General features: G+C 60.8%; 22 protein-coding genes and 1 other RNA gene. 13 read left to right on the top strand and 10 right to left on the bottom strand.

The annotated features are described in order from the left end of the window. Positions 1-33 precede the first annotated feature (33 nt). The 7 genes from KSS97_RS28030 to KSS97_RS28000 all read left to right on the top strand — a co-directional run bounded on the left by KSS97_RS28030 (position 34) and on the right by KSS97_RS28000 (position 8,310). Positions 34-741: a FadR/GntR family transcriptional regulator gene (locus KSS97_RS28030; protein ID WP_030138140.1), complete on the top strand. Its 708-nt coding sequence runs from the start codon at positions 34-36 to the stop codon at positions 739-741. Between the two features lie 121 nt (positions 742-862). Next, positions 863-1,192 carry a thioredoxin TrxA gene (trxA, locus tag KSS97_RS28025; RefSeq protein WP_003206727.1) on the top strand — a complete coding sequence of 110 codons (330 nt, stop codon included), beginning with the start codon at positions 863-865 and terminating at the stop codon, positions 1,190-1,192. A gap of 241 nt (positions 1,193-1,433) precedes the next feature. Then, positions 1,434-2,693 (top strand): transcription termination factor Rho, encoded by a 1,260-nt coding sequence (gene rho / locus KSS97_RS28020; RefSeq protein WP_003206716.1) that lies wholly within the window; start codon positions 1,434-1,436, stop codon positions 2,691-2,693. Positions 2,694-2,827: 134 nt separating this feature from the next. Further along, a complete protein-coding gene (locus tag KSS97_RS28015) occupies positions 2,828-4,783 on the top strand; it encodes an acyltransferase family protein (protein WP_217860602.1) in 1,956 nt (651 codons plus the stop codon). 79 nt (positions 4,784-4,862) lie between these two features. After that, complete coding sequence (gene ubiD / locus KSS97_RS28010; RefSeq protein WP_030138138.1) at positions 4,863-6,329, top strand: 4-hydroxy-3-polyprenylbenzoate decarboxylase; 1,467 nt, start codon at positions 4,863-4,865, stop codon at positions 6,327-6,329. Next, positions 6,329-7,297: a CDP-6-deoxy-delta-3,4-glucoseen reductase gene (locus KSS97_RS28005; protein ID WP_217860601.1), complete on the top strand. Its 969-nt coding sequence runs from the start codon at positions 6,329-6,331 to the stop codon at positions 7,295-7,297. The genes ubiD and KSS97_RS28005 overlap by 1 nt, the downstream gene beginning before the upstream one ends. A 344-nt stretch (positions 7,298-7,641) precedes the next feature. Further along, positions 7,642-8,310 carry a gamma-glutamylcyclotransferase gene (locus KSS97_RS28000; RefSeq protein WP_217862117.1) on the top strand — a complete coding sequence of 223 codons (669 nt, stop codon included), beginning with the start codon at positions 7,642-7,644 and terminating at the stop codon, positions 8,308-8,310. On the opposite strand, the gene glpT is transcribed toward KSS97_RS28000, so the two are convergent. Then, complete coding sequence (gene glpT / locus KSS97_RS27995; protein WP_030138135.1) at positions 8,286-9,635, bottom strand: glycerol-3-phosphate transporter; 1,350 nt, start codon at positions 9,633-9,635, stop codon at positions 8,286-8,288. The genes KSS97_RS28000 and glpT overlap by 25 nt on opposite strands. A gap of 308 nt (positions 9,636-9,943) precedes the next feature. Here glpT and KSS97_RS27990 point away from each other — a divergent pair, with 308 nt between their 5' ends. Next, positions 9,944-10,549 (top strand): energy transducer TonB, encoded by a 606-nt coding sequence (locus KSS97_RS27990; RefSeq protein WP_217860600.1) that lies wholly within the window; start codon positions 9,944-9,946, stop codon positions 10,547-10,549. 131 nt (positions 10,550-10,680) lie between these two features. Here the strand turns inward: KSS97_RS27990 and KSS97_RS27985 are convergent, their stop codons facing one another. After that, positions 10,681-11,658 carry an NADPH:quinone oxidoreductase family protein gene (locus tag KSS97_RS27985; protein WP_217860599.1) on the bottom strand — a complete coding sequence of 326 codons (978 nt, stop codon included), beginning with the start codon at positions 11,656-11,658 and terminating at the stop codon, positions 10,681-10,683. Between the two features lie 150 nt (positions 11,659-11,808). Between KSS97_RS27985 and KSS97_RS27980 the strand changes: the two genes are divergently transcribed. After that, positions 11,809-12,225, top strand: a complete 417-nt coding sequence (locus KSS97_RS27980) for a flagellar basal body-associated protein FliL (RefSeq protein WP_030138132.1) — start codon at positions 11,809-11,811, stop codon at positions 12,223-12,225. 67 nt (positions 12,226-12,292) lie between these two features. On the opposite strand, the gene KSS97_RS27975 is transcribed toward KSS97_RS27980, so the two are convergent. The 4 genes from KSS97_RS27975 to KSS97_RS27960 form a co-directional block, all read right to left on the bottom strand. Next, entirely contained in the window at positions 12,293-13,411 is a 1,119-nt protein-coding gene (locus tag KSS97_RS27975) for an ABC transporter permease (protein ID WP_217860598.1), read from the bottom strand. Further along, positions 13,411-16,134 (bottom strand): ribosome-associated ATPase/putative transporter RbbA, encoded by a 2,724-nt coding sequence (gene rbbA, locus KSS97_RS27970; protein ID WP_198797511.1) that lies wholly within the window; start codon positions 16,132-16,134, stop codon positions 13,411-13,413. The genes KSS97_RS27975 and rbbA overlap by 1 nt, the downstream gene beginning before the upstream one ends. Continuing rightward, a complete protein-coding gene (locus KSS97_RS27965) occupies positions 16,131-17,096 on the bottom strand; it encodes an HlyD family secretion protein (RefSeq protein WP_030138129.1) in 966 nt (321 codons plus the stop codon). Before KSS97_RS27965 ends, rbbA begins: the two co-directional genes overlap by 4 nt. An 81-nt stretch (positions 17,097-17,177) precedes the next feature. After that, the gene (locus KSS97_RS27960; protein WP_217860597.1) at positions 17,178-17,627 is read right to left on the bottom strand and encodes an EVE domain-containing protein; all 450 of its coding nucleotides are present in this window, start codon (positions 17,625-17,627) and stop codon (positions 17,178-17,180) included. A 195-nt stretch (positions 17,628-17,822) separates the two neighbouring features. On the opposite strand from KSS97_RS27960, the gene KSS97_RS27955 reads away from it, so the two are divergent. Beyond that, positions 17,823-17,969, top strand: coding sequence for a hypothetical protein (locus tag KSS97_RS27955; protein WP_085987032.1), 147 nt, complete (start codon positions 17,823-17,825; stop codon positions 17,967-17,969). Positions 17,970-18,004: 35 nt separating this feature from the next. On the opposite strand, the gene KSS97_RS27950 is transcribed toward KSS97_RS27955, so the two are convergent. From KSS97_RS27950 to KSS97_RS27935, 4 genes are all read right to left on the bottom strand, one after another. Continuing rightward, positions 18,005-18,610, bottom strand: coding sequence for a 5-formyltetrahydrofolate cyclo-ligase (locus tag KSS97_RS27950; RefSeq protein ID WP_030138127.1), 606 nt, complete (start codon positions 18,608-18,610; stop codon positions 18,005-18,007). A gap of 117 nt (positions 18,611-18,727) precedes the next feature. Beyond that, a non-coding RNA gene (gene ssrS, locus KSS97_RS27945) (6S RNA) lies at positions 18,728-18,907 on the bottom strand. Between the two features lie 30 nt (positions 18,908-18,937). Continuing rightward, positions 18,938-19,255, bottom strand: coding sequence for a cell division protein ZapA (locus tag KSS97_RS27940; protein WP_030138126.1), 318 nt, complete (start codon positions 19,253-19,255; stop codon positions 18,938-18,940). Further along, a complete protein-coding gene (locus tag KSS97_RS27935; protein WP_030138125.1) occupies positions 19,252-19,461 on the bottom strand; it encodes a TIGR02449 family protein in 210 nt (69 codons plus the stop codon). The genes KSS97_RS27940 and KSS97_RS27935 overlap by 4 nt, the downstream gene beginning before the upstream one ends. A 129-nt stretch (positions 19,462-19,590) precedes the next feature. Between KSS97_RS27935 and KSS97_RS27930 the strand changes: the two genes are divergently transcribed. Genes KSS97_RS27930 through ubiH form a run of 3 tightly spaced genes read left to right on the top strand, consistent with a single transcriptional unit; the run spans position 19,591 to position 22,691 of the window. Next, entirely contained in the window at positions 19,591-20,145 is a 555-nt protein-coding gene (locus KSS97_RS27930; RefSeq protein WP_030138124.1) for a YecA/YgfB family protein, read from the top strand. Between the two features lie 27 nt (positions 20,146-20,172). Beyond that, complete coding sequence (gene pepP / locus KSS97_RS27925; protein ID WP_217860596.1) at positions 20,173-21,507, top strand: Xaa-Pro aminopeptidase; 1,335 nt, start codon at positions 20,173-20,175, stop codon at positions 21,505-21,507. After that, on the top strand, positions 21,504-22,691 hold the full coding sequence (ubiH, locus tag KSS97_RS27920) for a 2-octaprenyl-6-methoxyphenyl hydroxylase (protein WP_217860595.1): 1,188 nt from the start codon (positions 21,504-21,506) through the stop codon (positions 22,689-22,691). The genes pepP and ubiH overlap by 4 nt, the downstream gene beginning before the upstream one ends. The last annotated feature ends 50 nt before the right edge of the window (positions 22,692-22,741 follow it).

Below are 22,741 nucleotides of genomic sequence, written 5' to 3'. Positions count from 1 at the left end.
GTCGCTCACTGGCCCGGTTTGTCTGAAAAAATCATGAATTCCATCGCTCGTGCCGTTCCTGAAGTGGCATTGCAAGCCATCCGTAAACTGATCGCCGACGAGGGCTTCGGCCCGGGGGACGCGCTGCCCTCGCAGCGTGATCTGGCGGTTCAACTGGGTGTGAGCCGGGCGTCCCTGCGCGAGGCGCTTTCATCGTTGAGTGCCCTGGGGATGATCAGCGTGCAGCCGGGCCGGGGAGTATTCGTGCAATCGGCCGCGCAAGAACCGCGCAGCGACTCGACACCGGGTTGGCCCTTCGCGGCCCAGGCCTCGCCTGTGGATATCTTTCAATTACGCTATGCCCTCGAGGGTTTCGCGGCAGGATTGGCTGCCGTGACGTTGAGCGCCGATGAACTCGATGCGTTGGACGACAACGTCGAGGCCATGCGCCGGGAACTGAAGGCCGGGGACTTCGACGCGGCCGCCCAGCTGGATTTCGAGTTTCATCGACGCATCCTGCTGGCCAGCGGCAACCAGGCCATGCTGAGCATCCTCACCGCCAGCGCCGACATCTTCCTGGAAAGCCAGAAGCTACCGTTCATCAGGGCGGAGCGGGCGATGGAGACTTGGCAGGAACACCGCAAGATCCTTCGTGCATTGGCCCGCCGAGCCTCGGCCTCGGCGCAAAAAGCCATGCAGGAACATGTACGTAACGCTGCGCTGCGTACCGGTATTTCCTTTGTCGCGCCCGCTGCCCCATGACCTCGGCGATACCCAAAGCCATCGTTCGTCATAGCGAGACTCAATCAACTGCGGCTTCCTGAACCTGGGAAGGGCAGCTATGATGGGCCACGTTTTTTTGCTGATTACCCCGGAGATTTCCATGAGCAGCGATCTGATCAAACACGTTAGCGACGCTAGCTTCGAAGCTGACGTACTCAAGGCCGAAGGCGCAGTGCTGGTCGACTATTGGGCTGAGTGGTGCGGTCCTTGCAAAATGATCGCTCCGGTCCTGGACGAAATTGCCGAGACCTACAAGGGCAAGCTGACCGTTGCCAAGCTGAACATCGACGAAAACCAGGAAACCCCGGCCAAGCACGGCGTGCGCGGTATCCCGACCCTGATGCTGTTCAAGAACGGCAACGTCGAGGCCACCAAGGTCGGCGCGCTGTCGAAGTCGCAACTGGCGGCATTCCTCGACGCCAACATCTAAGCGTCGAATGTCCTGCCAAAAGCCCCGCAAATCGCGGGGCTTTTTCGTTATTCGGGGCTAGACGCTCGCAAATCGAGGTGTTACATTCGGCCCCGCACTGGTTTCTCCATTGCCCCCTGCAAGCCGTCGCCGACGCTCTCCTTTCGAACAAGTACGCGATCCTGTCGCCTTCTCCGCGGCGCGGCCTCATTAAGCCAAAAGCTTAATTTCCCCCCTCCATAAATGATTACGTCATTCCTATATGAATCTGACTGAACTCAAGCAAAAGCCGATTACCGAACTGCTCGAATTGGCCGAACAGATGGGCATAGAAAATATGGCCCGTTCGCGCAAGCAGGACGTGATTTTCTCCCTGCTCAAGAAGCACGCGAAAAGCGGCGAGGAAATCTCCGGTGATGGCGTGCTGGAGATTCTCCAGGACGGCTTCGGCTTCCTTCGCTCCGCAGACGCTTCCTATCTCGCCGGCCCAGACGATATCTACGTCTCGCCGAGCCAGATCCGTCGCTTCAACTTGCGCACCGGTGACACCATCGTTGGCAAGATCCGCCCTCCGAAGGAAGGCGAGCGTTACTTCGCGCTGCTCAAGGTCGACACGATCAACTTCGACCGTCCGGAAAACGCGAAGAACAAGATTCTCTTCGAGAACCTGACCCCGCTGTTCCCGACCGTGCGCATGAAGATGGAAGCCGGCAACGGTTCCACCGAAGACCTCACCGGTCGTGTCATCGACCTGTGCGCACCCATCGGCAAAGGCCAGCGTGGCTTGATCGTGGCACCGCCGAAAGCGGGCAAGACGATCATGCTGCAGAACATCGCGGCCAACATCGCCCGTAACAATCCTGAAGTTCACCTGATCGTACTGCTGATCGACGAACGCCCGGAAGAAGTGACCGAGATGCAGCGCACCGTGCGCGGCGAAGTGGTCGCCTCGACGTTCGACGAGCCGCCGACCCGTCACGTGCAGGTTGCCGAAATGGTGATCGAGAAGGCCAAGCGCCTGGTCGAGCACAAGAAAGACGTGGTGATCCTGCTGGACTCCATCACCCGCCTGGCCCGTGCCTACAACACCGTGATCCCGAGCTCCGGCAAGGTGCTGACCGGTGGTGTCGATGCCCATGCCCTGGAGAAACCGAAGCGTTTCTTCGGCGCCGCACGGAACATCGAGGAGGGCGGTTCGCTGACTATCATTGCCACCGCGCTGGTCGAGACCGGCTCGAAGATGGACGAAGTGATCTACGAAGAGTTCAAGGGTACCGGCAACATGGAACTGCCCCTGGACCGTCGCATCGCCGAGAAGCGTGTATTCCCGGCCATCAACATCAACCGTTCCGGCACCCGTCGCGAAGAATTGCTGACCGCCGATGACGAGTTGCAGCGCATGTGGATCCTGCGCAAGCTGCTGCATCCAATGGATGAAGTCGCTGCCATCGAGTTCCTGGTCGACAAGCTGAAAACGACCAAGACCAACGATGAGTTCTTCCTGTCGATGAAGCGCAAGTAACACGAAGCTACGCATAAAAGGGCGCCCCACACAGGGCGCCCTTTTTTTCGGCTGAATGTATCAAAATGGACAACTTTCCAAGACCAGCAGTGTCCTTGCTGTTGACGTCTGTACTTCAAACGACAAGGAGCGTTATGCACACGTTTGGCAATCGCCGTGACATCGATGGCTTGAGGGCCCTGGCCGTTATTCCGGTGGTACTGTTTCACTTCGGCTTCAGCACGTTCAGTGGCGGCTTTGTCGGGGTCGATGTTTTCTTTGTCATCTCCGGATTCTTGATCACCGGTATCCTGTTTCGCGAGATCAGTGCGCAGCGCTTCAGTTTCGTCGACTTCTGGGCTCGACGTGCGCGCCGCATCCTCCCAGCCTTGAGCCTGGTGCTGTTGGTGACGTTAGCCTTGGGCTGGTTGTTGCTGACTGCCAAGGATTTTTCGGAGCTTGGCCGAACGGTTCGTTACCAGTCGCTGTTCATTTCGAACATCTTGTTCATGCGTGAGGACGGTTACTTCGAGCCAGCGTCGGATCTGAAACCGCTGCTTCATACCTGGTCCTTGGCCGTCGAAGAGCAGTACTACATTTTCTTCCCGTTGCTGATGGTGTTGTTGATGCGCCATGTTCGTCATTGGCGCTGGATGCTGTTTGCCGTATTGCTGATTTCCTTCGGGCTCAACGTCGCTTATATCGACCGCAAACCTGATGTCGCTTTCTTCTCGTTGCCGACACGCGCTTGGGAGCTGTTGTGCGGTGCGATGCTTGCGGTATTGCCAAAGCCGAGACACATCACGAAGCCGTGGGTCTGTCACTTGGCGGGCGTGGCCGGGTTGGCAGCGGTGCTGGCGGCGGTGTTCACTTTTGACAGGGCCACGACGTTTCCAGGTTGGGCTGCTTTACTGCCGGTCCTCGGTGCCACTGCGCTGATCTGGTCTGGGGGGCAGGGTTCGAGCTGGGTCGCCCGACTGCTCGGTACCAGGGTGCTCGTCTGGATTGGCTTGATTTCCTATTCCCTTTACTTGTGGCATTGGCCGGTCTACGTCTACGCCAATGCCGTTTCCATCGACGGTATCGGGCATTTGGAAGCCGTGGGCTGGATCCTGTTGGCGTTGGGTCTTGCCTGGTTGAGCTGGCGCTTCGTAGAGCTTCCGTTTCGTGAAAAACGCGTGTTGCCCGGGCGCAAGCCGGTGTTGGTGGGCGGTTTGTTGGCCATGGTCGCCCTGGCGGTGACAGGTTCGGTGGTGCGTTCAGCGGATGGCTTTCCCCAGCGCCTTACCGGCAAGGCGTTGGCGTATGCGCAAGCGCGGGATTGGAAGGCTGGGCAGATGGAATGCATGCTCGTGACTTCTGACAAGAACCTGGACAAGGCCTGCCTGGTTGGCGAACGCAAAGAGGCGCCGGCGACCCAACTGTTTTGGGGCGATAGCCACGCCGCTGCGCTGTTGCCGGCGATTGAAGACAATGCCACGCGTGAGGGGCGCCCGGTTTGGCTTTACAGCATGAGCGCCTGTCCGCCAATCGTCAGCGATGACCTGCGCCAGCGCTGCAGGGACTTCAACGAAAAGACCATGGAACAGGTTCGTCACCTGCAGATCAAGGATGTGGTGCTGGCTTCCAATTGGAGCCTGTACGTATACGGCCGTGAGGACGGCGACAAGAAGGTATTGCTCAACGCCTCCGACAATACGGCCGAAGCCGAGGCGCGTATGGCTGCGGCGCTCAAGGCTCGGGTCGCGATGTTGAGGGCGGCGGGCGTACAGGTTTGGTTGTTCAAGGAAGTGCCGCTGCAGCGCAAGGGCGCTATCAGCAGATTGACGAGCCTGGCGCGGGCTGGGCGTTCAGCTGAAGGGTTGGGTCGCCCACTTGAGGAGCACTTGGCCCGTCAACATTTCCTCAGTGCCTTGTTTGACTCAATGAGTAGCGCCGATCCCGGTGTGCATGTCATTGACCCGACCCCGTTGATGTGTGCGGGGCAGGTCTGCAGCATTGAGGTCAACGGTTACTCGCAGTACAAGGACGAGGACCATCTGTCTTATCTCGGTAGTGCCCGGCTGAGCCCGCTGTTTGCCCCGGTGTTGCTGGGGTCAACCGGCAATTGATCGCCGCCGCGCACGCACGGGCTGCTGTTTGGGCGTTAGAGCAGGTAGGATGTACGCCTATTTTCGGGGTGGCATCTCAATGAAATTCAAGGATCTTCGGGATTTCGTGCAGCAGCTTGAACAGCGCGGCGAGTTGAAACGCATTCAGGTTCCTATCTCTCCAGTGCTGGAGATGACGGAAATCTGCGACCGCACGCTTCGGGCCAAAGGCCCGGCGTTGCTGTTTGAAAACCCGACGGGTTATGACATTCCGGTGCTGGGCAACCTGTTTGGCACGCCGGAGCGCGTGGCCTTGGGCATGGGCGCGGAAGCCGTCAGCGAGCTGCGCGAAATCGGCAAGCTGCTGGCGTTCCTCAAGGAACCCGAGCCGCCGAAGGGCCTGAAGGACGCCTGGTCCAAACTGCCGATTTTCCGCAAGATCATTTCCATGGCGCCGAAGGTCGTCAAGGACGCGATCTGCCAGGAAGTGGTGATCGAGGGCGACGATGTCGACCTGGCCATGCTGCCCGTGCAGACCTGCTGGCCAGGCGACGTAGGGCCGCTGATTACCTGGGGCCTGACCGTCACCAAAGGCCCGAACAAAGACCGCCAGAACCTGGGCATCTATCGCCAGCAGGTGATCGGCCGTAACAAGGTCATCATGCGCTGGCTGAGCCATCGGGGCGGCGCGCTGGATTACCGTGAGTGGTGTGAAAAACACCCTGGCCAGCCATTCCCGGTGTCCGTCGCCCTGGGCGCGGACCCCGCCACGATCCTCGGCGCGGTCACGCCGGTGCCCGATAGCCTTTCCGAATATGCGTTTGCCGGCCTGCTGCGCGGCAACCGTACCGAATTGGTGAAATGCCGCGGCAATGACCTGCAAGTGCCGGCCACTGCCGAGATCATCCTTGAAGGCGTGATCCACCCCGGCGAAATGGCCGATGAAGGGCCGTACGGCGACCACACCGGTTACTACAACGAGGTGGACAGCTTCCCGGTGTTCACCGTCGAGCGCATCACCCATCGCATCAAGCCGATCTACCACAGCACCTACACCGGTCGTCCGCCTGACGAGCCGGCGATTCTCGGTGTCGCGCTGAACGAAGTGTTCGTGCCGATCCTGCAAAAGCAATTCCCGGAAATCACCGATTTCTACCTGCCGCCCGAAGGTTGCTCGTACCGCATGGCCGTGGTGACCATGAAGAAGTCGTATCCGGGGCACGCCAAGCGGGTCATGTTGGGCGTCTGGTCGTTTTTACGACAATTCATGTACACCAAGTTCGTTATTGTCACTGACGACGATATCAACGCACGGGACTGGAATGACGTGATCTGGGCCATCACCACGCGCATGGACCCCAAGCGCGACACGGTGATGATCGAGAACACGCCGATCGACTACCTCGACTTCGCCTCGCCGGTGTCTGGCCTGGGGTCGAAGATGGGCCTCGATGCCACGCATAAATGGCCCGGTGAAACCACCCGCGAATGGGGCCGGGTTATCGTCAAGGATGAAGCCGTTACCCAACGGATCGATGCCATCTGGAATCAGTTAGGAATAGATTGATGCGTGTAACCTTGCAGCCTTCCGGTGCGGTGCTGGAGATAGAGTCGGCCGAGCGGATACTCGATGGCGCGCGGCGCCTGGGCTACGAATGCCCACAGAGCTGCCGCAACGGCAACTGTCACGTTTGTGGCGCGTTGTTGGTGGAAGGTCGCGTGGAGCAGGCCGGTGAAGTGCGTGACCACGGTGAGGTCTTTACCTGCATCGCCGAACCTCTGGAGGACTGCGTGCTGCTGTGGGATGGCGTGCTGTCGCCGGGTGAGCTGCCGGTGCGCACTCTCGCATGCCAGGTGATCGAGTGCGCCGATGTTGGTGGCGATGTCTGGCGGGTGCGCTTGCGTGCGCCGGCGGGTAAGCCTCCGCGCTATCACGCCGGGCAATACTTGATGATCGAGCGGGAGAACGGTGAGAAGTCGGCGTTCTCCCTGGCCTCGGCGCCGCACTCGGGGCGCGACCTGCAATTGCATGTGCTGGTGCGCGAAAACAGTGCGCAAACGCTTTTGGAGCAACTGCAGCGCAACCCCAATGTGCGTATCGAGATGCCATTCGGCGACACCCATTTGTCCGAACTCCCGGATGGCCCGCTGGTTTTGATTGCCGCCGGCACCGGAATGGCGCAGATGCACAGCCTGATCGAGCACTGCCGCGCCCAAGGCTTCAAGCACCCGGTGCATCTGTATTGGGGTGTGCGGCGGCCGGAAGATTTCTATGAAATCGAACACTGGGACGAGTGGAAGAAGCTGCCAAACCTGTATCTGCACAAAGTCGTCAGCGATCTTTGTGGTTGGGAGGGGCGCTGCGGCATGCTCCACGAGGCAGTGTGCGAGGACATCAGCGATCTCTCCGGTGTCTACGTCTACGCCAGCGGCTCGCCGGCCATGATCTACGCCACGCTCGATGCGCTGGTGGAAGCCGGCATGGACGCCCATCAGATGCGCGCCGATGTGTTCGCGTATGCGCCGCGGGCTTGAGCTGTACTTATCAGCCCAGGCTCAGTTGAGCTTTTTGTGGCGAGGGGATTTATCCCCGTTGGGCTGCGCAGCAGCCCTAATGCAGTGAACTCAATCTTCCTGGCCCACTCAGTGCCTTGTTTGGGGCTGCTGCTCAGCCCAGCGGGGATAAATCCCCTCGCCACCAAAGCGGATGCCACGTTACCCATCGATATAACTTCCCATATTGCGTTTCGGTATTTAGCTGGCGGGCCAGATACCGATAACGTATATGCGGACGTAATGGCATTTAACTTGCCTCGATCCTCACAAACGTCAACGCCATGACGCTCTATTTTCCCGCGAGGAGCCATCCGCTACCGGCCATGACCGCTATCGAATCCGCCATAACCTGCGCCCTGTACCCGCCCCGGCTCGAGCTGGGTGCCCAATTGACCCGTGAACAATTGCTCGCCTCGATGCGATCGACCATGAGCCTTCACCAGGGCGGCCCGGTCTGGCTGTTCGCCTACGGTTCGTTGATCTGGCGTCCGGAATGCACGGCGGTGGAGCGGATGCGTGGCCGGGTCCATGGTTATCATCGCGGCTTGTATCTATGGTCCCACGAACACCGGGGCACCCCGGAATTGCCAGGGTTGGTGTTTGGGTTGGATCGCGGCGGGTCCTGCAGCGGATTCGCCTACCGGTTGCCGGAGGAGAACCTCGAGGATTCGCTGTTCGCGCTGTGGCAGCGCGAGATGCCGGTCCCGTCCTATCGTCCGCACTGGCTGACGTGCCGTCTCGAGGATGGCAATCGGGTACAAGCCTTGGGCTTCGTGCTGGAGCGACACCTGCCCAGCTATGCCGGCAACCTGCCGGACCATGTGCTGAGCCAGGTGTTTGAAAGCGCTTGCGGGCGTTATGGCACGACTCGCGATTATGTCGAGCAGACCATCCACGCCCTGCGCAGCCACGCCATGCCAGACCGGAACCTGGAGGCGCGGCTCAAGCGCTGCCGATCAGCGCTGGATCAGGCGACCGCTTCGCGGCTCTGACTGGCGATCTGCTTGTGCCACAGGGTTGGCGCGAGGAACGCCATCGCCAGCAGGCAGGCGCCAATCAGCAGCACAAAGCCGCCGTTCCAACCAAAGTGGTCCACGGTGTAGCCCATGGCCGCACTGGCCGCGACTGAACCACCCAAATACCCGAACAGGCCGGTGAAGCCCGCAGCGGTACCCGCGGCTTTTTTCGGCGCCAGTTCCAATGCCTGCAAACCGATCAGCATCACCGGGCCGTAGATCAGGAAGCCGATGGAAACCAGGGCGATCATGTCGACGGTCGGGTTGCCGGCCGGGTTCAGCCAGTACACCAGGGTTGCCACGGTCACCAGGGCCATGAACACCATGCCGGTCAAGCCACGGTTGCCGCGGAAGATCTTGTCGGACATCCAGCCACACAACAGCGTGCCCGGGATGCCGGCCCACTCATAGAAGAAGTAGGCCCAGGAGCTTTTGTCCACGGTGAAGCCCTTGGCTTCCTTGAGGTAGGTCGGCGCCCAGTCCAGCACGCCGTAGCGCAGCAGGTAGACGAAGACGTTGGCCATGGCGATGTACCAGAGCATCTTGTTGCGCAGCACGTACTTGACGAAGATTTCCTTGGCGCTGAATTCGTTCTCGTGACTGGCGTCGTAACCTTCCGGGTAGTCGTTCTTGTATTTCTCGATCGGTGGCAGGCCAACCGATTGTGGGGTATCGCGCATGGTTGCGAAGGCAAACACCGCAACGGCGAGCGCTACGGTAGCGGGTACATAGAAAGCCGCGTGCCAGTCGTTGAACCAGGCCATGCCCAGCAGGAACAGCGGGCCGATCAGGCCGCCGCCCACGTTGTGCGCCACGTTCCACACCGAAACCACGCCACCGCGTTCCTTCTGCGACCACCAGTGCACCATGGTCCGCCCGCTTGGCGGCCAGCCCATGCCTTGGGCCCAGCCGTTGATGAACAGCAGGATGAACATGATCGTCACGCTGGAGGTCGCCCAGGGTGCGAAACCGAAAATGAACATCACCCCGGCTGATACCAGCAAGCCGAACGGCAGGAAGTAGCGCGGGTTGGAGCGGTCGGACACCAGGCCCATCAAGAACTTCGACAAGCCATAGGCGATGGCGATGGCCGACATGGCCAAGCCAAGCTGGCCACGGGTGTAGCCCTCGTCGATGAGATACGGCATCGCCAGGGAGAAGTTCTTGCGCAGCAGGTAATAACCGGCATAGCCGATGAAAATCCCGGCGAAGATCTGCCAGCGCAGGCGTCGGTAAGTGCTGTCTATTTTTTCTTCAGGCAGGGCGGCCTGATGTGCGGCAGGTCGAAAGAAAGCAAACATTCAAGAGCTCCAGGTTTTTATTGTGGTGGCGGATGCGAATGTTACAGTTTCGTTACCGAAAATAGCATCGCTCGTTGTCGCATAAAAAGCGGAAATTTCGATAGGCCATGTTCTTAAGTGAACATGTCGCGTGCGCATAAACTGACGGCGCTGTAGGAATCGTCGCAGTGGCATCTCCCGGCAGCTTTACATGACAAGAAACAGGGAAACGTCCTTCAATCGAATGGGAAGCGTCGCCATTCAATCCACGAGACAACGCCCTTACCCTTTACGTTTGTCGGTTCAGGCATTCAAACAAGGGGTCGGGTATGGGGTGGTGCGCTGTGACGTTGTGGCTGTGTCTGGCTGGCGCGAGTTGGGCGGGGGAAAGGGTGCTGGTGCCGGAGAACAATCCCAAGCCGGAGTATCCGACAGCTCTGAACCGGGCCGGGATCATGGGCGCGGTCAAGGCCAGTTTCACCGTACACACCGATGGTCGTGTGGATGAGATCACGATCCTGCACAGCGACCATCCGGAGTTTACCGAAGCGGTTCGAGGGGCGCTGGTTGAATGGCGTTTCCAGCCTTGGACGGCGGATGACGAACATTCCGCCCAAGTACGCGTCGTGGCGCCGTTCGAGTTTCGCCTGGATGACACGCCGATCGATGCCAATAAATGGATCAAGACCTGGCGATGCTCGGACATCAACGCCTATGCCAGCGACCGATTGCAGGTGCGGGACCTGCTCCCGTTCCATTACACGCGCAGCTACCTGTCCAATGTCTTCTTCGTCAGGCAGCTACCGGAAGCCGAGCGCCTGGCGCTGATCGCCCGGTTCAACCGGCTGCTGCCCTCGATCGTACAGCGCTGCGGAAGGTTTCCCGCGACGCGGTATATGAGGATGTTGCCGAAGGAGATTCGGGAGTTGCTTTAGAAATGGGCGGTAAATATCTACCGCCAAATCGGTTTGAATTTGTGGTTGGCAGGAATTACGGCGCGGTCATTGGAAAGAAAAAGGCCAGAACCCTCTATCAATGGCTCTGGCCTTTTTTAATCGGTACGGGTTCAGCGAACTTGCACAACTACCTTGCCCACAGCCTTGCGCTGCCCCAGGTCGTTGATCGCCTGCGCCGCGTTGTCCAGCGGATAAACCTGGGACACCAGCGGCTTGAGCTTGCCTTCGGCGAACCAGCCGAACAGTTGCTGGAAGTTGGCCGCGTTGTCCTGGGGCTGGCGCTGGGCGAAGGATCCCCAGAACACGCCGACCACCGAGGCGCCCTTGAGCAAGGCCAGGTTTACTGGCAGTTCGGGGATGCGGCCGCTGGCGAAACCGACCACCAGCAGCCGGCCGTTCCAGGCGATAGCGCGCACGGCCTGGTCGAACAGGTCGCCGCCCACCGGGTCGTAGATCACGTCGGCGCCCTGGCCGTCGGTGAGGCGCTTGATTTCGTCCTTGAGGCTGGTTTCGGTGTAGTTGATCAGCTCGTCGGCGCCGGCGGCCTTGGCCACGGCAAGTTTTTCCGCGCTGCTGGCGGCGGCGATCACGCGAGCGCCCATGGCTTTGCCGATTTCCACTGCCGCCAGACCGACGCCGCCGGAAGCGCCAAGCACCAACAAGGTTTCACCGGGCTGGAGGTTGGCCCGCTGCTTGAGGGCGTGCATCGACGTGCCATAGGTCATGCTGAAAGCGGCAGCCGTGTTGAAATCCATGGACGAAGGAATCGGCAATACGTTGTAGGCCACAACCGCCACCTGTTCGGCGAAGCTGCCCCAGCCGGTCAGTGCCATGACCCGGTCACCTGTTTTCAGGTGGCTGACCTTTTCGCCTACTTCACGGACCACGCCCGCCGCTTCGCCACCCGGGGAAAACGGGAAGGGCGGCTTGAACTGGTATTTGCCCTCGATGATCAGCGTGTCAGGAAAATTCACCCCGGCGGCGTGCACATCCAGCAGCACTTCGTTCTTTTTCACGACGGGGCTGGCGACGTCTTCCAGCACCAGCGATTCGGCGGGACCGAATTCTTTGCACAGCACGGCTTTCATCAGGGCTATTCCTTTGGGAGTGATGGCCGATAAGTGTAGGTGTGAGAGTCAATGGGTCAACGAGCATGTCCCGCCCTGATAGCTGGCCATAAGCTTGTGCTTGGACGGCGGGTCGGTATGCTGGGCCGCAAACCGGATGAGGAGTCGAATGTGAAAGCGTGGATCATGTTGATGCTGGCCCTGTCGCTGCCAGCGGCAGTGATGGCCGAAGAGGGCAAGGAAGCCAAGGAAGGCGAGGCGCCGAAAGTCAGTTACATCACCCTGAGCCCTCCCTTCGTGGGGAATTATGGGCTGGACGGTACAGCCAAACTGAAGGTCTACAAGGCCGACGTCGCCCTGCGCGTAACCGGTGACGCCGCCGCTGCAGCGGTGAAGGCTAACGAGCCGTTGATTCGCAACCAGTTGGTGGCGCTGTTCGCCCAGCAGACGACCGAGACGATGAACAACCTCGAGGCCAAGGAGAAGCTGCGTCAGGAAGCGTTGAAGCAGACCCAGCAGGTGATGAATGACGAGACCGGCAAGCCGATGGTTGAGGATTTGTTGTTCAATAACCTGATCATTCAATAAGCCGCCTCGATCGCAGCCTTGGGCCGTGCCCGGATCTCCTGGCGCTGGCCAAGGCTGCTTTTTTTCGTCAAGACGCCAGGCTTTTCCGAAACCGGGCCAGGGCGATTGCAAAGAACAAAAGCCCGATGATCGCCAGCGCCAGCAGGTCCGGCCAAATCACGCCAGGGCCGGCATCTCGGAACAGGATCGCCGCGCTGAGGCTGACGAAATGCGTCGACGGCGAGCCCTGCATCACCCATTGCAACCACGGCGGCATGCTGTCCAGCGGCGTACTGCCGCCTGACAACAGCAGCATTGGGATGATGACCGGGATCGCCAGCAAGCCGAATTGCGGCGTCGAACGGGCCAGGGTGGCGAGGAAGATGCCCAGCGATGTGCTGGCGAACAGATAGAGTGCGGTCACCAGCAGGAAGAGCACCATGGAGCCAGCAAGCGGTACTCCCAGTGCGAATTTGACGATGATTTCCAGCGATGCCCAGGTGCACAGCACCACCACCAGCAGGTTGCTCCAGATTTTCGCCAGCATGATTTCCAATGCCGTCAGCGGCAGCACCAGCAAATGGTCGAGAGTGCCATGCTCACGTTCGCGTAGCAGCGCGGTCCCGGTGAGAATGATGGCCAGGATGGTGATGTTGTTGACGATCTGGATCACCGCCAGGAACCAGCCACCTTCAAGGTTGGTATTGAACAGCGAGCGGGTGGTCAGCCTCACGGGCGTTCGCTCGCTCGTTTCTGCCTGACCGGCGTAGGCCGCCAATTCCTGCTGGAAAATCCGCCCGATGTAGCCGGCACCCATGAACGCCTGGCTCATGGCCGTGGCGTCGACGTTGAGTTGCAGGGTTGGTTCGCGTCCTGCGAGCAGGTCGGCCTGGAAGTTGGCGGGCACGTTGATGACGAAGGTGAAGCGGCCACTGTCCATGACCTTGTCCAGGTCGGCATAGGGCAAGGCCACCGGGCTCTGGAATTCCGGAGGCTGCAGGACCTGGGCCAGTTCACGCGAGAGTTGGCTCTGGTCTTCGTCCACTATGGCGACACTGGCATGGTGGACGCCGACCACTGAACCGGCGGCCGGCATGTAGATCGCCACCGTGAAGGCGTAGCCCAGGAACAGCAGCAGGACGGAGTCATAGCGCAGGCTGGTCAGTTCCTTTAGCCCGAGACGCCAGATATGTGAAAGCGTGTGCATCAGGCCTCCTGCTTTTTCAGCATGATCAGGCTGAGTCCGGTGAAACCGAGGAAAAAACCGCATAACGCCAGGCATTGTGGCCAGAGCTGGCGCAGGTCCAGGGCCTTGGTGAAGGTACCGACGGCGATATCCAGGAAGTACCCGGCGGGAAACAACTGGCCCATCACCGAGGCTGCACCTTCCAGGGACGAGCGCGGCACGATCAGTCCGGAAAACTGAATGGTCGGCAGGCTGGTGATAATCATGGTGCCGAGGATCGCCGCGATCTGGGTGCGTGTGAATGCCGAGATCAGCAGCCCCATGCTGGTGGTCGCCAGTACATAGAGCAGGCCGCCCAACGCCAGCGTCACGCCGCTGCCCTTGAATGGCACGCCGAACAGCCAGCGGTTCATGGCAGTCAGCAGGGCCAGGTTAATCAGGCTGACGACCAGGTAGGGAACCTGTTTACCTAGCAGGAATTCCAGTCGGGTCAGCGGCGTGGCATAGAAATTGGTGATCGAACCCAGTTCCTTCTCCCGCACGATACCCAGCGCAGTCAACATGGCAGGAATGAATGCCAGGATCAGCGCCATGACCCCGGGGCCGATAGCGTTGACGCTGACCACGTCCTGGTTATAACGAAAGCGCGTCTCCAGCGTCGCGCCGGGTTGCCGGGCCAGCGCGCGACTGCTCGATTCAGCCAATTGCTCAAGGTTAGCCGCGTGGACGGCCTGGACATAGTTGCGACTGGTCTCGGCCCGAAACGGTATGCCGCCATCCAGCCAGGCGCCCACGGTTGGCTGACGGCCAGCGTAAAGGTCACGGCCGAAACCGGGTGGTATTTCCAGGGCGAGCTTGATCTCGGAGCGCTGCAAGCGTCGGTGCAGCTCCTTTGCGTCACGGATGATTGGCTGCTCCTCGAAGTAGCGTGAGCTGCGGAACGCTTCCAGGTACGTGCGACTTTGCGGGCTCTGGTCTTGGTCATACACAGCGAAGGCCAGTTTTTCTACATCGAGGGAAATACCGAAGCCGAAGACCACCATCATGAACAGGGCCCCCAGCAGGGCGAAGGCCATCCGTACTTTGTCGCGCAGCAGCTCCTTACCTTCACGGCTGGCGACAGCCCATAGGCGACCTAGGCTCAAGCCGCGCTGGTCCCGGGGTGTGTCGGCGCTGTCGAGGGCCACTGGGGCGGGGTCCTGCTGCGTCTCGCCCTGGGCTCTTTCCAGGCAAGTGACAAACGCGGCTTCCAGCGTCGGGCCGTTGAATTGCGCCTGTAAAGCCGTCGGCGTATCACAGGCCAATACTTTGCCGGCGTGCATCAATGAAATGCGGTCACAGCGCTGGGCCTCGTTCATGAAGTGCGTGGAAAGGAAAATCGTCACGCCCTGCTCGCGAGACAGCTCGACCAATAGCCGCCAGAAATCATCCCGCGCCGCCGGATCGACACCTGAGGTCGGCTCATCGAGGATCAGGACTTCCGGGCGATGCAACACCGCCACCGCCAGGGACAAACGCTGGCGAAGGCCCAGTGGCAGCGCGCCGGAAGGTTGGTCCGCCAGCGCCCGGAGATTGAAGCGCTGGATCAACTCATCGATGCGCTGGCGACTGTCCGCCGTGGGCAGGTCGAACAGCTTCGCGTGCAGCGTCAGGTTCTGGCGCACGCTCAGTTCGCCGTACAGCGAAAAGCTCTGGGACATGAAACCCACTCGCTTGCGGGTGGCCAGGTCCTTGGCGTCGACCGGGTTGCCCAGCAGCTTGGCACTGCCTTCGCTGGCGGGGATCAGCCCGGTCAGCACCTTCATGGTGGTGGTCTTGCCGCAACCGTTGGAGCCCAGGAACCCAAAGATTTCACCGCGGCCAATCGCGAAGCTGACGTTATCGACGGCAGTAAAATCGCCGAAGCGCAAGGTGAGGTCGTGGGCTTGGATGGCAATGTCGGTGGTGTTGGCGTTCCTCGCAGGGATCAGCAACGGTTCGGTGTCGCGACCACGGTTGCCCTGGAAGTGGGTGAAAGCCGAGTCGAGCTTGCCATCCGGGGTGATCTTTGCCAGCTCTGCGCTCAAGCCCTTGGCGATCAAGCGACCGTTGTCGAGCATCAGGCAATGTTCGAATTGTTCGGCCTCTTCCATGTACGCCGTGGCGACCAGCAGGGTCAGTTGCGGCCGTTGTCGGCGCACGCCTTCTATCAGTTCCCAGAAGCGCCGCCGGGACAGCGGGTCCACGCCGGTGGTGGGTTCGTCGAGAATCAGCAGGTCCGGTTCATGGATCAGCGCGCAACACAGGCCGAGCTTCTGTTTCATGCCGCCGGACAGTTTGCCCGCCGGACGGTCGGCAAAAAGTTGCAGGTCGGTGGCCAGTAGCAAGGTATTCATGCGTTGGTCGCATTCGGTCCGCGATAACCCGAACAGCGTGCCGAAAAACCGAATGTTCTCGCGTATCGACAGATCAGGGTAAAGGTTGCCTCCCAGCCCTTGAGGCATGAAGGCAATGCGTCGATAGAGCGTATTGCGATGGCGTCGATCATTGATCGATGCACCCAGCACGTCCAGTTTGCCGTGCTGAAGTTTTTTTACCCCGGCGATCAACCCCAGCAGGCTTGACTTGCCTGCGCCGTCCGGGCCGATCAGGCCGCAGCGAGTGCCGGCGGGCAGGCTAAAGGTGATATCGCTCAACGCCGCGTGCTGGCCGTAGCGATGCTCAATGCCCGAGGCGTGCAATGCTTCGCTGGGGGCGATGCTCATTGCAAGTTGGCCGGCCAATCAATGGGGGCGGTTCGCACATAGCCGGCGCCGGGCATGCCGGGTTTGGCCTGGGGCACTTCGCCGGGACGGGTCAGGCGCACTTTGACGCGGAATACCAGTTTCTGGCGTTCATCGCGGGTTTCGACTTCTTTCGGGGTGAACTGGGACTTGGCCGCGACGAAACTGACCTTCGCCGGCAGCGGTCGCTCGGGCAGGGCGTCCAGCAGCAGTCGTGCCTCATCGCCCACTGCCAGTTTCCCGACCACCGACGCCGGCAGGTAGAGGTTCATGTATTGATCGTTCGGGTCGATCATCAACAACACTCGACCGCCGGCGCCCAGCACTTCACCGGGCTCGGCCAGGCGCAACTGGATCACGCCGTCGAGCGGTGCCCGCAACGTGCTGTCATCTATTTCGCTGGTGAGCTGGGCCACTTGGGCCAGGGTCGCGCCGATGGCCGCATTGGCGGCCGATTCCTGGGCCCGGGCGGCGTTGACCGCTGCATTGGCGGTGTCGACGCGGGCTTGCTGCTGATCGATGACCTGGCCGCTGGCGTAACCGCGCTTGAACAGTTCCTGGGTTCGCTTGAGTTCCTGATGGGCGAGCAATTGTTCGCTCTGGCGAAACTGTACATTGGCCTGGGTGGCGGCCAGATTTTGCCGGGCACGTAAGACTTCGGCCTCGGCCTGGTTGCGCTGGGCCTCCAGGGTCCGGGTGTCCATGCGTGCCAGCACTTGGCCCTTGATGACGCTGTCGCCCTCATCGACATGGACTTCGGCCAGGCGCCCGGGCGTCTTGCTGGCGATCTGGACTTCGGTGGCCTCGAGGCGACCGTTGCCCAGGCTCAAACCGTCCGGCAGGCGATCATGGCGTGACTTCCAGTAGCCGAAACCGCCGGCAGCCAGCAACACAGCCATCAAGGCGAGGGCAAAAAAGCGAGAGGTACGATGGTTCGTCGACATGTCCGGCATCCTGCTGCTGTAGCGTCGAAGTCTGCAGCATCAATAACCGGCTCAGCTTGATGTCCATCAACTCATCGCTAGTCAGCGCAGCGCAAGCACCGCCGCCCACTGTTCGGCTGTCACCGGCATCACCGACAGCCGCGAGCCTTTCTGTACCAGCGGCATCTCGGCAAGGGCGGCCTGCTGTTTTAGGTAGTCGAGCTTGAGTACGCGTGGGAACGTCTCGATATGGGCGACATCGATCGCAGTCCAAGGATTTTTTTCCGGGCTGGCCTTGGGGGCGAAATAGTGGCTGTCAGGCTCCAGGGCAGTAGGGTCTGGGTAGGCAGCCTGGATGATTTTGCCGATCCCGGCGATGCCTGGCTCGGGACAGCTGGAATGGTAGAAAAAGAACGTATCGCCCACCGCCATGGCCCGCAGGAAATTGCGCGCCTGATAGTTGCGAACGCCGTCCCAGCGCGCTTGGCCGAGCTTTTCCAAGCCCTGGATGGACAATTCGTCGGGCTCGGATTTCATCAGCCAATGGGCCATGATTTCTACTCCTGGGCGATGTGGAAAAAAATAGTTCAGCGATTTTATGACAAACCGACAGTCGGTTGACGCCAGAGTTTGCGTGTGGGTCCGGGTTGCCGCAAAATGCCGGCCTTCCAAGCTTGACGCTGCTGCACGGCCAATAAGAAAACCGCTGCTGTCATCGTGTGTGATATGCCTTGAGGGGGGCAATCGATGAAACGCAAACCGGATTTGTTGTGGATACTGGTCATTCTGTTTGGCCTGGGTGTCGTGACCACGGGTTACGCCCAAAGCCTTTGGGCCAACAAGACCGATGCGCCGGTGGAAATCACCCAGCCCGCACAATCGCTCAAGCGCTGAGCCCGCTTTCCAGGCGCCGCTGATCACCGCGGCGTCTATCCTGCGATATACCATCGCTTGTCGCTGACCGTTCCTTGCAGCGGCACGTCCCAGCTTGCCTGTGCCAATCGTTCGACTTTCTGGCATTCATGGGCCAGCCCCAACAGCGTCGGCTTGCGCCACTGTCTACGTCGTGCCAGGTACGCCAGGCTACGGTCATAAAAGCCGCCGCCCATGCCCAGCCGACCTCCGGCGTCATCGAATCCCACCAACGGCAACAACACCAGGTCCAGGGCCCAGACCTTGCGCTGCCGGGCGATGTTCTTGCGCGGTTCCGGGATACGAAAGCGGTTGGGCTGCATTTTTTCGCCGGCGTGAATGCGCTGGAACACCATCTTGGTCTGCGGCCAGGGGCTCAGTACCGGCAAGTAGGTCGACTTGCCTCGACGCTGGGCCGCGCGCAGCAGCAGGCGCGGGTCGATCTCGCCGTCGTTGGGCAGGTAAAGCGCAATGTGCTTCGCGCGGCGAAACAGTGGATGCTGGGCCAGTTGCCTGTAGAGCCCGCGGGCCGCTTCCCGCTGCTGGGCCGGCGTCAGGGCACGACGGGCCTGGCGCAGCAGGCGTCGGAGTTGCGGGCGAGGCAGCAGCGCAGGTTCTGTCATATCGAGGCTTCACGAGGCGGTGTCATCACCACAGCGTAACCGCAAATGATCAGGCCAGAAATGGCGAAAGCAGAAACGACAATGCCAGTCATGATGACTGGCATTGTGTCGAGAATCAGGCTCCCCGGATGAACCGCTGTCGGCTTAGCCCTTGAACCCGAAAGTTCAAGGTGGAAGTTGCAGGAGGCGTTAAGGCTTTCCGTCAAGCGGACATGCACACCGGCCCCAACGTGCAACCCCCGTGGTTGTGCGTATCGGCTCAGGGACATCACCAACTGGCAAGCACCCCAGGGAGTGTCGCAAGTATACCCCAGGCAGCCTCGCGAATCAGCCCTTGCTGACGTCCGGATCAGTGGCCAGTACCAAATCCACCCGTTCCAGCAGGTCGCGCACCTGTTCGCGGGTCGAGCCGCTGACCTGTAGGTCGGGCGTATCCTGGCGGTGTAGCAGGTCGTGGGTGATGTTCAAGGCGGCCATCACGGCGATGCGGTCGGCGCCGATGACTTTGCCGCTGCTGCGGATCTCGCGCATCTTGCCGTCCAGGTAACGGGCGGCGCTCACCAGGTTGCTGCGCTCTTCCTGGGGGCAGATGATCGAATATTCTTTATCGAGGATCTGCACGGTGACGCTATTGCTTGAACTCATGAGTCTTGCTCCAGGGCCTTGAGGCGCGAAATCATCGATTCGACCTTACGCCGGGCGATTTCGTTTTTTTCAATGAGGTGCGCGCGTTCCTCGCGCCAGGTTTTTTCCTGAGCTAATAAGAGTCCGTTTTGGCTCTTAAGTTGCTCGACCCGTTCAATTAGCAGCTCGAGTCTGGCCATCAGCGCTTGCAGGTCGGTATCTTCCATTGTGTCCACTGAGGATTGTGTCTGATGGGGAATAAGGGTCGCACAGCCTTTAATGGTCTTGGCGAGTCTGTCGATGTAGGATACAAGGCCTCCATTCTAGACATAGCGCCGTCTGGCGCCTAGCTGCCCATGCCCATTCAGAATTCCCCGTATCAAGCATTCGCCACCCTGCTGAGCACCAGCGGTCATCCTGTCTCGCCTGCCGAACTGCATGGCTTGCTGCTCGGTCGCAGCTGTGCCGGCGCCGGTTTCGACGCCGATGGCTGGCTGGCCGACGCCGCCGAGATGCTCGAAGGCGAGCCTGCCGACAACGTGCGCAACGCGCTCATCGGCCTGCAGGAAATGGTCAAGGGTGAGTTGACCAGCGATGACATGACCGTCGTCCTGCTCCTGCCGACCGACGATGCGCCGTTGAGCGAACGCGCCGCCGCGCTGGGCCAGTGGTGCCAGGGCTTCCTCGCCGGTTTCGGCCTGACCCGCCGCGAATACACCCTGAGCGATGAAGCCAAGGAAGTGCTGCAAGATCTGGCGGCCATCTCTCAGGTCCAGGATGCCCTGGAAGAATCCGACGACGGCGAAAGCGACTATATGGAAGTGATGGAATATCTTCGGGTCGCGCCACTGCTACTGTTTACCGAGACCAAGAAAACCGCTGAGCCGGCTGCCAAGCCATCCTTGCACTGATCGCTTGAAAGGGAACACCGTCTGCCCATGATTCATATCCCGAAATCGGAATACAGTCGTCGCCGCAAGGCCTTGATGGCGCAGATGGAACCCAACAGCATCGCAATCCTGCCCGCCGCCGCCGTTGCTATCCGCAACCGCGACGTCGAGCATGTCTATCGCCAGGACAGCGATTTCCAGTACCTCAGCGGCTTTCCCGAGCCGCAGGCGGTCATTGTGCTGATGCCCGGCCGGGCCCATGGCGAGTACGTCCTCTTCTGCCGCGAACGCAACGCCGAGCGTGAGCTATGGGATGGACTGCGCGCCGGCCAGGAGGGCGCAATTCGAGACTACGGCGCCGACGACGCATTTCCCATCACCGATATCGACGACATCCTGCCGGGCCTGATCGAAGGTCGCGACCGGGTGTACTCGGCCATGGGCAGCAACCCTGAATTCGACCGGCACCTGATGGAGTGGATCAATGTGATCCGTTCCAAGGCCAACCTCGGCGCCCAGCCGCCGAACGAATTCGTTGCCCTGGATCATCTGCTTCACGACATGCGCCTGTATAAATCGGCAGCGGAAGTGAAAGTGATGCGCGAAGCGGCCCGGATTTCGACCCGGGCGCATATACGGGCGATGCAGGCGGCTCGGCCCGGGCTGTATGAGTTCAGCCTGGAAGCCGAGCTCGATTACGAATTCCGCAAGGGCGGCGCAAAAATGCCGGCCTACGGCTCCATCGTCGCGGCGGGGCGCAACAGCTGCATCCTGCACTACCAGCAGAACGACGCGCTGCTTAAGGACGGCGACCTGGTGTTGATCGATGCCGGTTGTGAGATCGATTGCTACGCCAGCGACATCACCCGTACCTGGCCGGTCAGCGGCAAGTTTTCGCCCGAGCAGAAGGCGATCTACGAAGTGGTGCTGGCCGCCCAGGAAGCGGCGTTCGCTGAAATCGCGCCGGATAAACACTGGAACCAGGCCCATGAAGCGACGGTCCGGGTCATCACCGAAGGGTTGGTGCGCCTGGGCTTGCTTGAGGGCGACGTGGATGAGCTGATTGCCAGCGAAGCCTACCGGGCGTTCTACATGCATCGCGCCGGCCATTGGCTGGGCATGGATGTGCATGATGTGGGCGAATACCGCGTCGGTGGCGAATGGCGCGTATTGGAAGCAGGCATGACGTTGACGGTGGAGCCGGGAATTTATATCTCGCCGGACAACCGCAACGTAGCGAAAAAATGGCGCGGCATTGGCGTGCGCATCGAGGATGACGTGGTAGTGACCAAGACCGGTTGTGAAATCCTGACCCGTGGCTTGCCCAGGACGGTCGCCGATATCGAGGCCCTGATGGCCGCTGCACGGACCCAGGCGGCATGAGCCGGGTCAATGTGGCAATCGTCGGCGGCGGCCTGGTCGGCGCGAGCCTTGCGCTGGCGTTGCAGGCCGGTGCAAAGGCGCGGGGCTGGAAGATCATGCTGATCGAGCCCTTTGCACCTGGCGACACCTGGCAGCCGAGCTATGACGCGCGGTCCTCGGCGCTTTCATTCGGCGCCCGGCAGATCTATCAACGCTTGGGCCTGTGGCAGGAGATTTCCCGCCGCGCCGAGCCGATCAAGCAGATCCACGTGTCCGATCGCGGGCGGTTTTCCACGGCGCGGCTGTCCGCGATGGAAGAGGGCGTGCCGGCCCTCGGCTATGTCGTGGAAAACGCTTGGCTCGGCCAGTGCCTGTGGCAGGGCTTGGATCCGGAGGTCGTCAGTTGGCGCTGTCCGGCGCAGGTCACTCGGATGGAGCCGCAAGTCGAGGGTTATCGCCTGACCCTCGACGACGAAACCGTCCTCGAGTGCGACCTGGCGGTGCTTGCCGACGGCGGTCGTTCCGGCCTGCGGGAGCAGTTGGGGGTCGGTGTGCGCAACCGACCTTATGACCAGAGCGCGTTGATCGCCAACATCACGCCGGGCGAAGCCCATAACGGCATGGCGTTCGAACGGTTTACCGATGACGGTCCGATGGCCCTGTTGCCGCTCCCGGAGAATCGCTGTGCGTTGGTCTGGACCCGGCAGGGGATGGATGCGCAACGCCTGGCGGCATTGGACGAGCGCAGCTTCCTCAGTGAACTGCAGGAGGTGTTTGGCTATCGGTTGGGCGCGCTCAAGCAGGTCGGCGCGCGGCATCTTTACCCCTTGGCGCTGGTGGAGGCTGAAGAACAGGTCCGTCCGCACTTGGTGATCCTGGGCAATGCCGCCCATAGCCTGCATCCGATCGCCGGACAGGGGTTCAACTTGTCCCTGCGCGATGCGCAAGCCCTGGCCGATGCCTTGCTGGAAAGCGACAGCACGCCTGGCGATTTCGCCGTGCTGCAGGTCTATCGTGAGCGCCAGCGGATGGACCAGGCCCTGACCGTGGGATTCTCGGACCAGGTGACACGCTTGTTCGCCAGCGATCTGCCGTTGGTGTCCGTGGGGCGCAATCTGGGCCTGTTGGGCCTTGATCTGTTGCCGCCGGCCAAACGCTGGTTCGCTCGCCAGGCCATGGGCCTGGGAACCCGTCCCGATGCGTGAGCCGGGGTATTTTTTTCACGGGCGGCTCATGTCGCCAGCTACACAGGCTT

The sequence above is a fragment of the Pseudomonas alvandae genome (assembly GCF_019141525.1).
In the GTDB taxonomy this organism is placed as follows: Bacteria; Pseudomonadota; Gammaproteobacteria; order Pseudomonadales; family Pseudomonadaceae; genus Aquipseudomonas; species Aquipseudomonas alvandae.
This window is presented reverse-complemented; position numbering and strand designations above follow the sequence as displayed.

Excerpts from the sequence above, each read along its gene's own strand:
- KSS97_RS28015 (WP_217860602.1), top strand. The coding sequence starts at position 2,828 with ATGCACACGTTTGGCAATCGCCGTGACATCGATGGCTTGAGGGCCCTG.
- KSS97_RS27990 (WP_217860600.1), top strand. The coding sequence starts at position 9,944 with ATGGGGTGGTGCGCTGTGACGTTGTGGCTGTGTCTGGCTGGCGCGAGT.
- KSS97_RS27930 (WP_030138124.1), top strand. The coding sequence starts at position 19,591 with ATGCCCATTCAGAATTCCCCGTATCAAGCATTCGCCACCCTGCTGAGC.
- KSS97_RS27965 (WP_030138129.1), bottom strand. The coding sequence starts at position 17,096 with ATGTCGACGAACCATCGTACCTCTCGCTTTTTTGCCCTCGCCTTGATG.
- pepP (WP_217860596.1), top strand. The coding sequence starts at position 20,173 with ATGATTCATATCCCGAAATCGGAATACAGTCGTCGCCGCAAGGCCTTG.
- KSS97_RS27935 (WP_030138125.1), bottom strand. The coding sequence starts at position 19,461 with ATGGAAGATACCGACCTGCAAGCGCTGATGGCCAGACTCGAGCTGCTA.
- KSS97_RS27955 (WP_085987032.1), top strand. The coding sequence starts at position 17,823 with ATGAAACGCAAACCGGATTTGTTGTGGATACTGGTCATTCTGTTTGGC.
- KSS97_RS27940 (WP_030138126.1), bottom strand. The coding sequence starts at position 19,255 with ATGAGTTCAAGCAATAGCGTCACCGTGCAGATCCTCGATAAAGAATAT.
- ubiH (WP_217860595.1), top strand. The coding sequence starts at position 21,504 with ATGAGCCGGGTCAATGTGGCAATCGTCGGCGGCGGCCTGGTCGGCGCG.
- trxA (WP_003206727.1), top strand. The coding sequence starts at position 863 with ATGAGCAGCGATCTGATCAAACACGTTAGCGACGCTAGCTTCGAAGCT.
- KSS97_RS28030 (WP_030138140.1), top strand. The coding sequence starts at position 34 with ATGAATTCCATCGCTCGTGCCGTTCCTGAAGTGGCATTGCAAGCCATC.
- rho (WP_003206716.1), top strand. The coding sequence starts at position 1,434 with ATGAATCTGACTGAACTCAAGCAAAAGCCGATTACCGAACTGCTCGAA.
- ubiD (WP_030138138.1), top strand. The coding sequence starts at position 4,863 with ATGAAATTCAAGGATCTTCGGGATTTCGTGCAGCAGCTTGAACAGCGC.
- KSS97_RS28000 (WP_217862117.1), top strand. The coding sequence starts at position 7,642 with ATGACCGCTATCGAATCCGCCATAACCTGCGCCCTGTACCCGCCCCGG.
- KSS97_RS27960 (WP_217860597.1), bottom strand. The coding sequence starts at position 17,627 with ATGGCCCATTGGCTGATGAAATCCGAGCCCGACGAATTGTCCATCCAG.
- KSS97_RS27950 (WP_030138127.1), bottom strand. The coding sequence starts at position 18,610 with ATGACAGAACCTGCGCTGCTGCCTCGCCCGCAACTCCGACGCCTGCTG.
- glpT (WP_030138135.1), bottom strand. The coding sequence starts at position 9,635 with ATGTTTGCTTTCTTTCGACCTGCCGCACATCAGGCCGCCCTGCCTGAA.
- KSS97_RS27985 (WP_217860599.1), bottom strand. The coding sequence starts at position 11,658 with ATGAAAGCCGTGCTGTGCAAAGAATTCGGTCCCGCCGAATCGCTGGTG.
- rbbA (WP_198797511.1), bottom strand. The coding sequence starts at position 16,134 with ATGAGCATCGCCCCCAGCGAAGCATTGCACGCCTCGGGCATTGAGCAT.
- KSS97_RS27975 (WP_217860598.1), bottom strand. The coding sequence starts at position 13,411 with ATGCACACGCTTTCACATATCTGGCGTCTCGGGCTAAAGGAACTGACC.
- KSS97_RS28005 (WP_217860601.1), top strand. The coding sequence starts at position 6,329 with ATGCGTGTAACCTTGCAGCCTTCCGGTGCGGTGCTGGAGATAGAGTCG.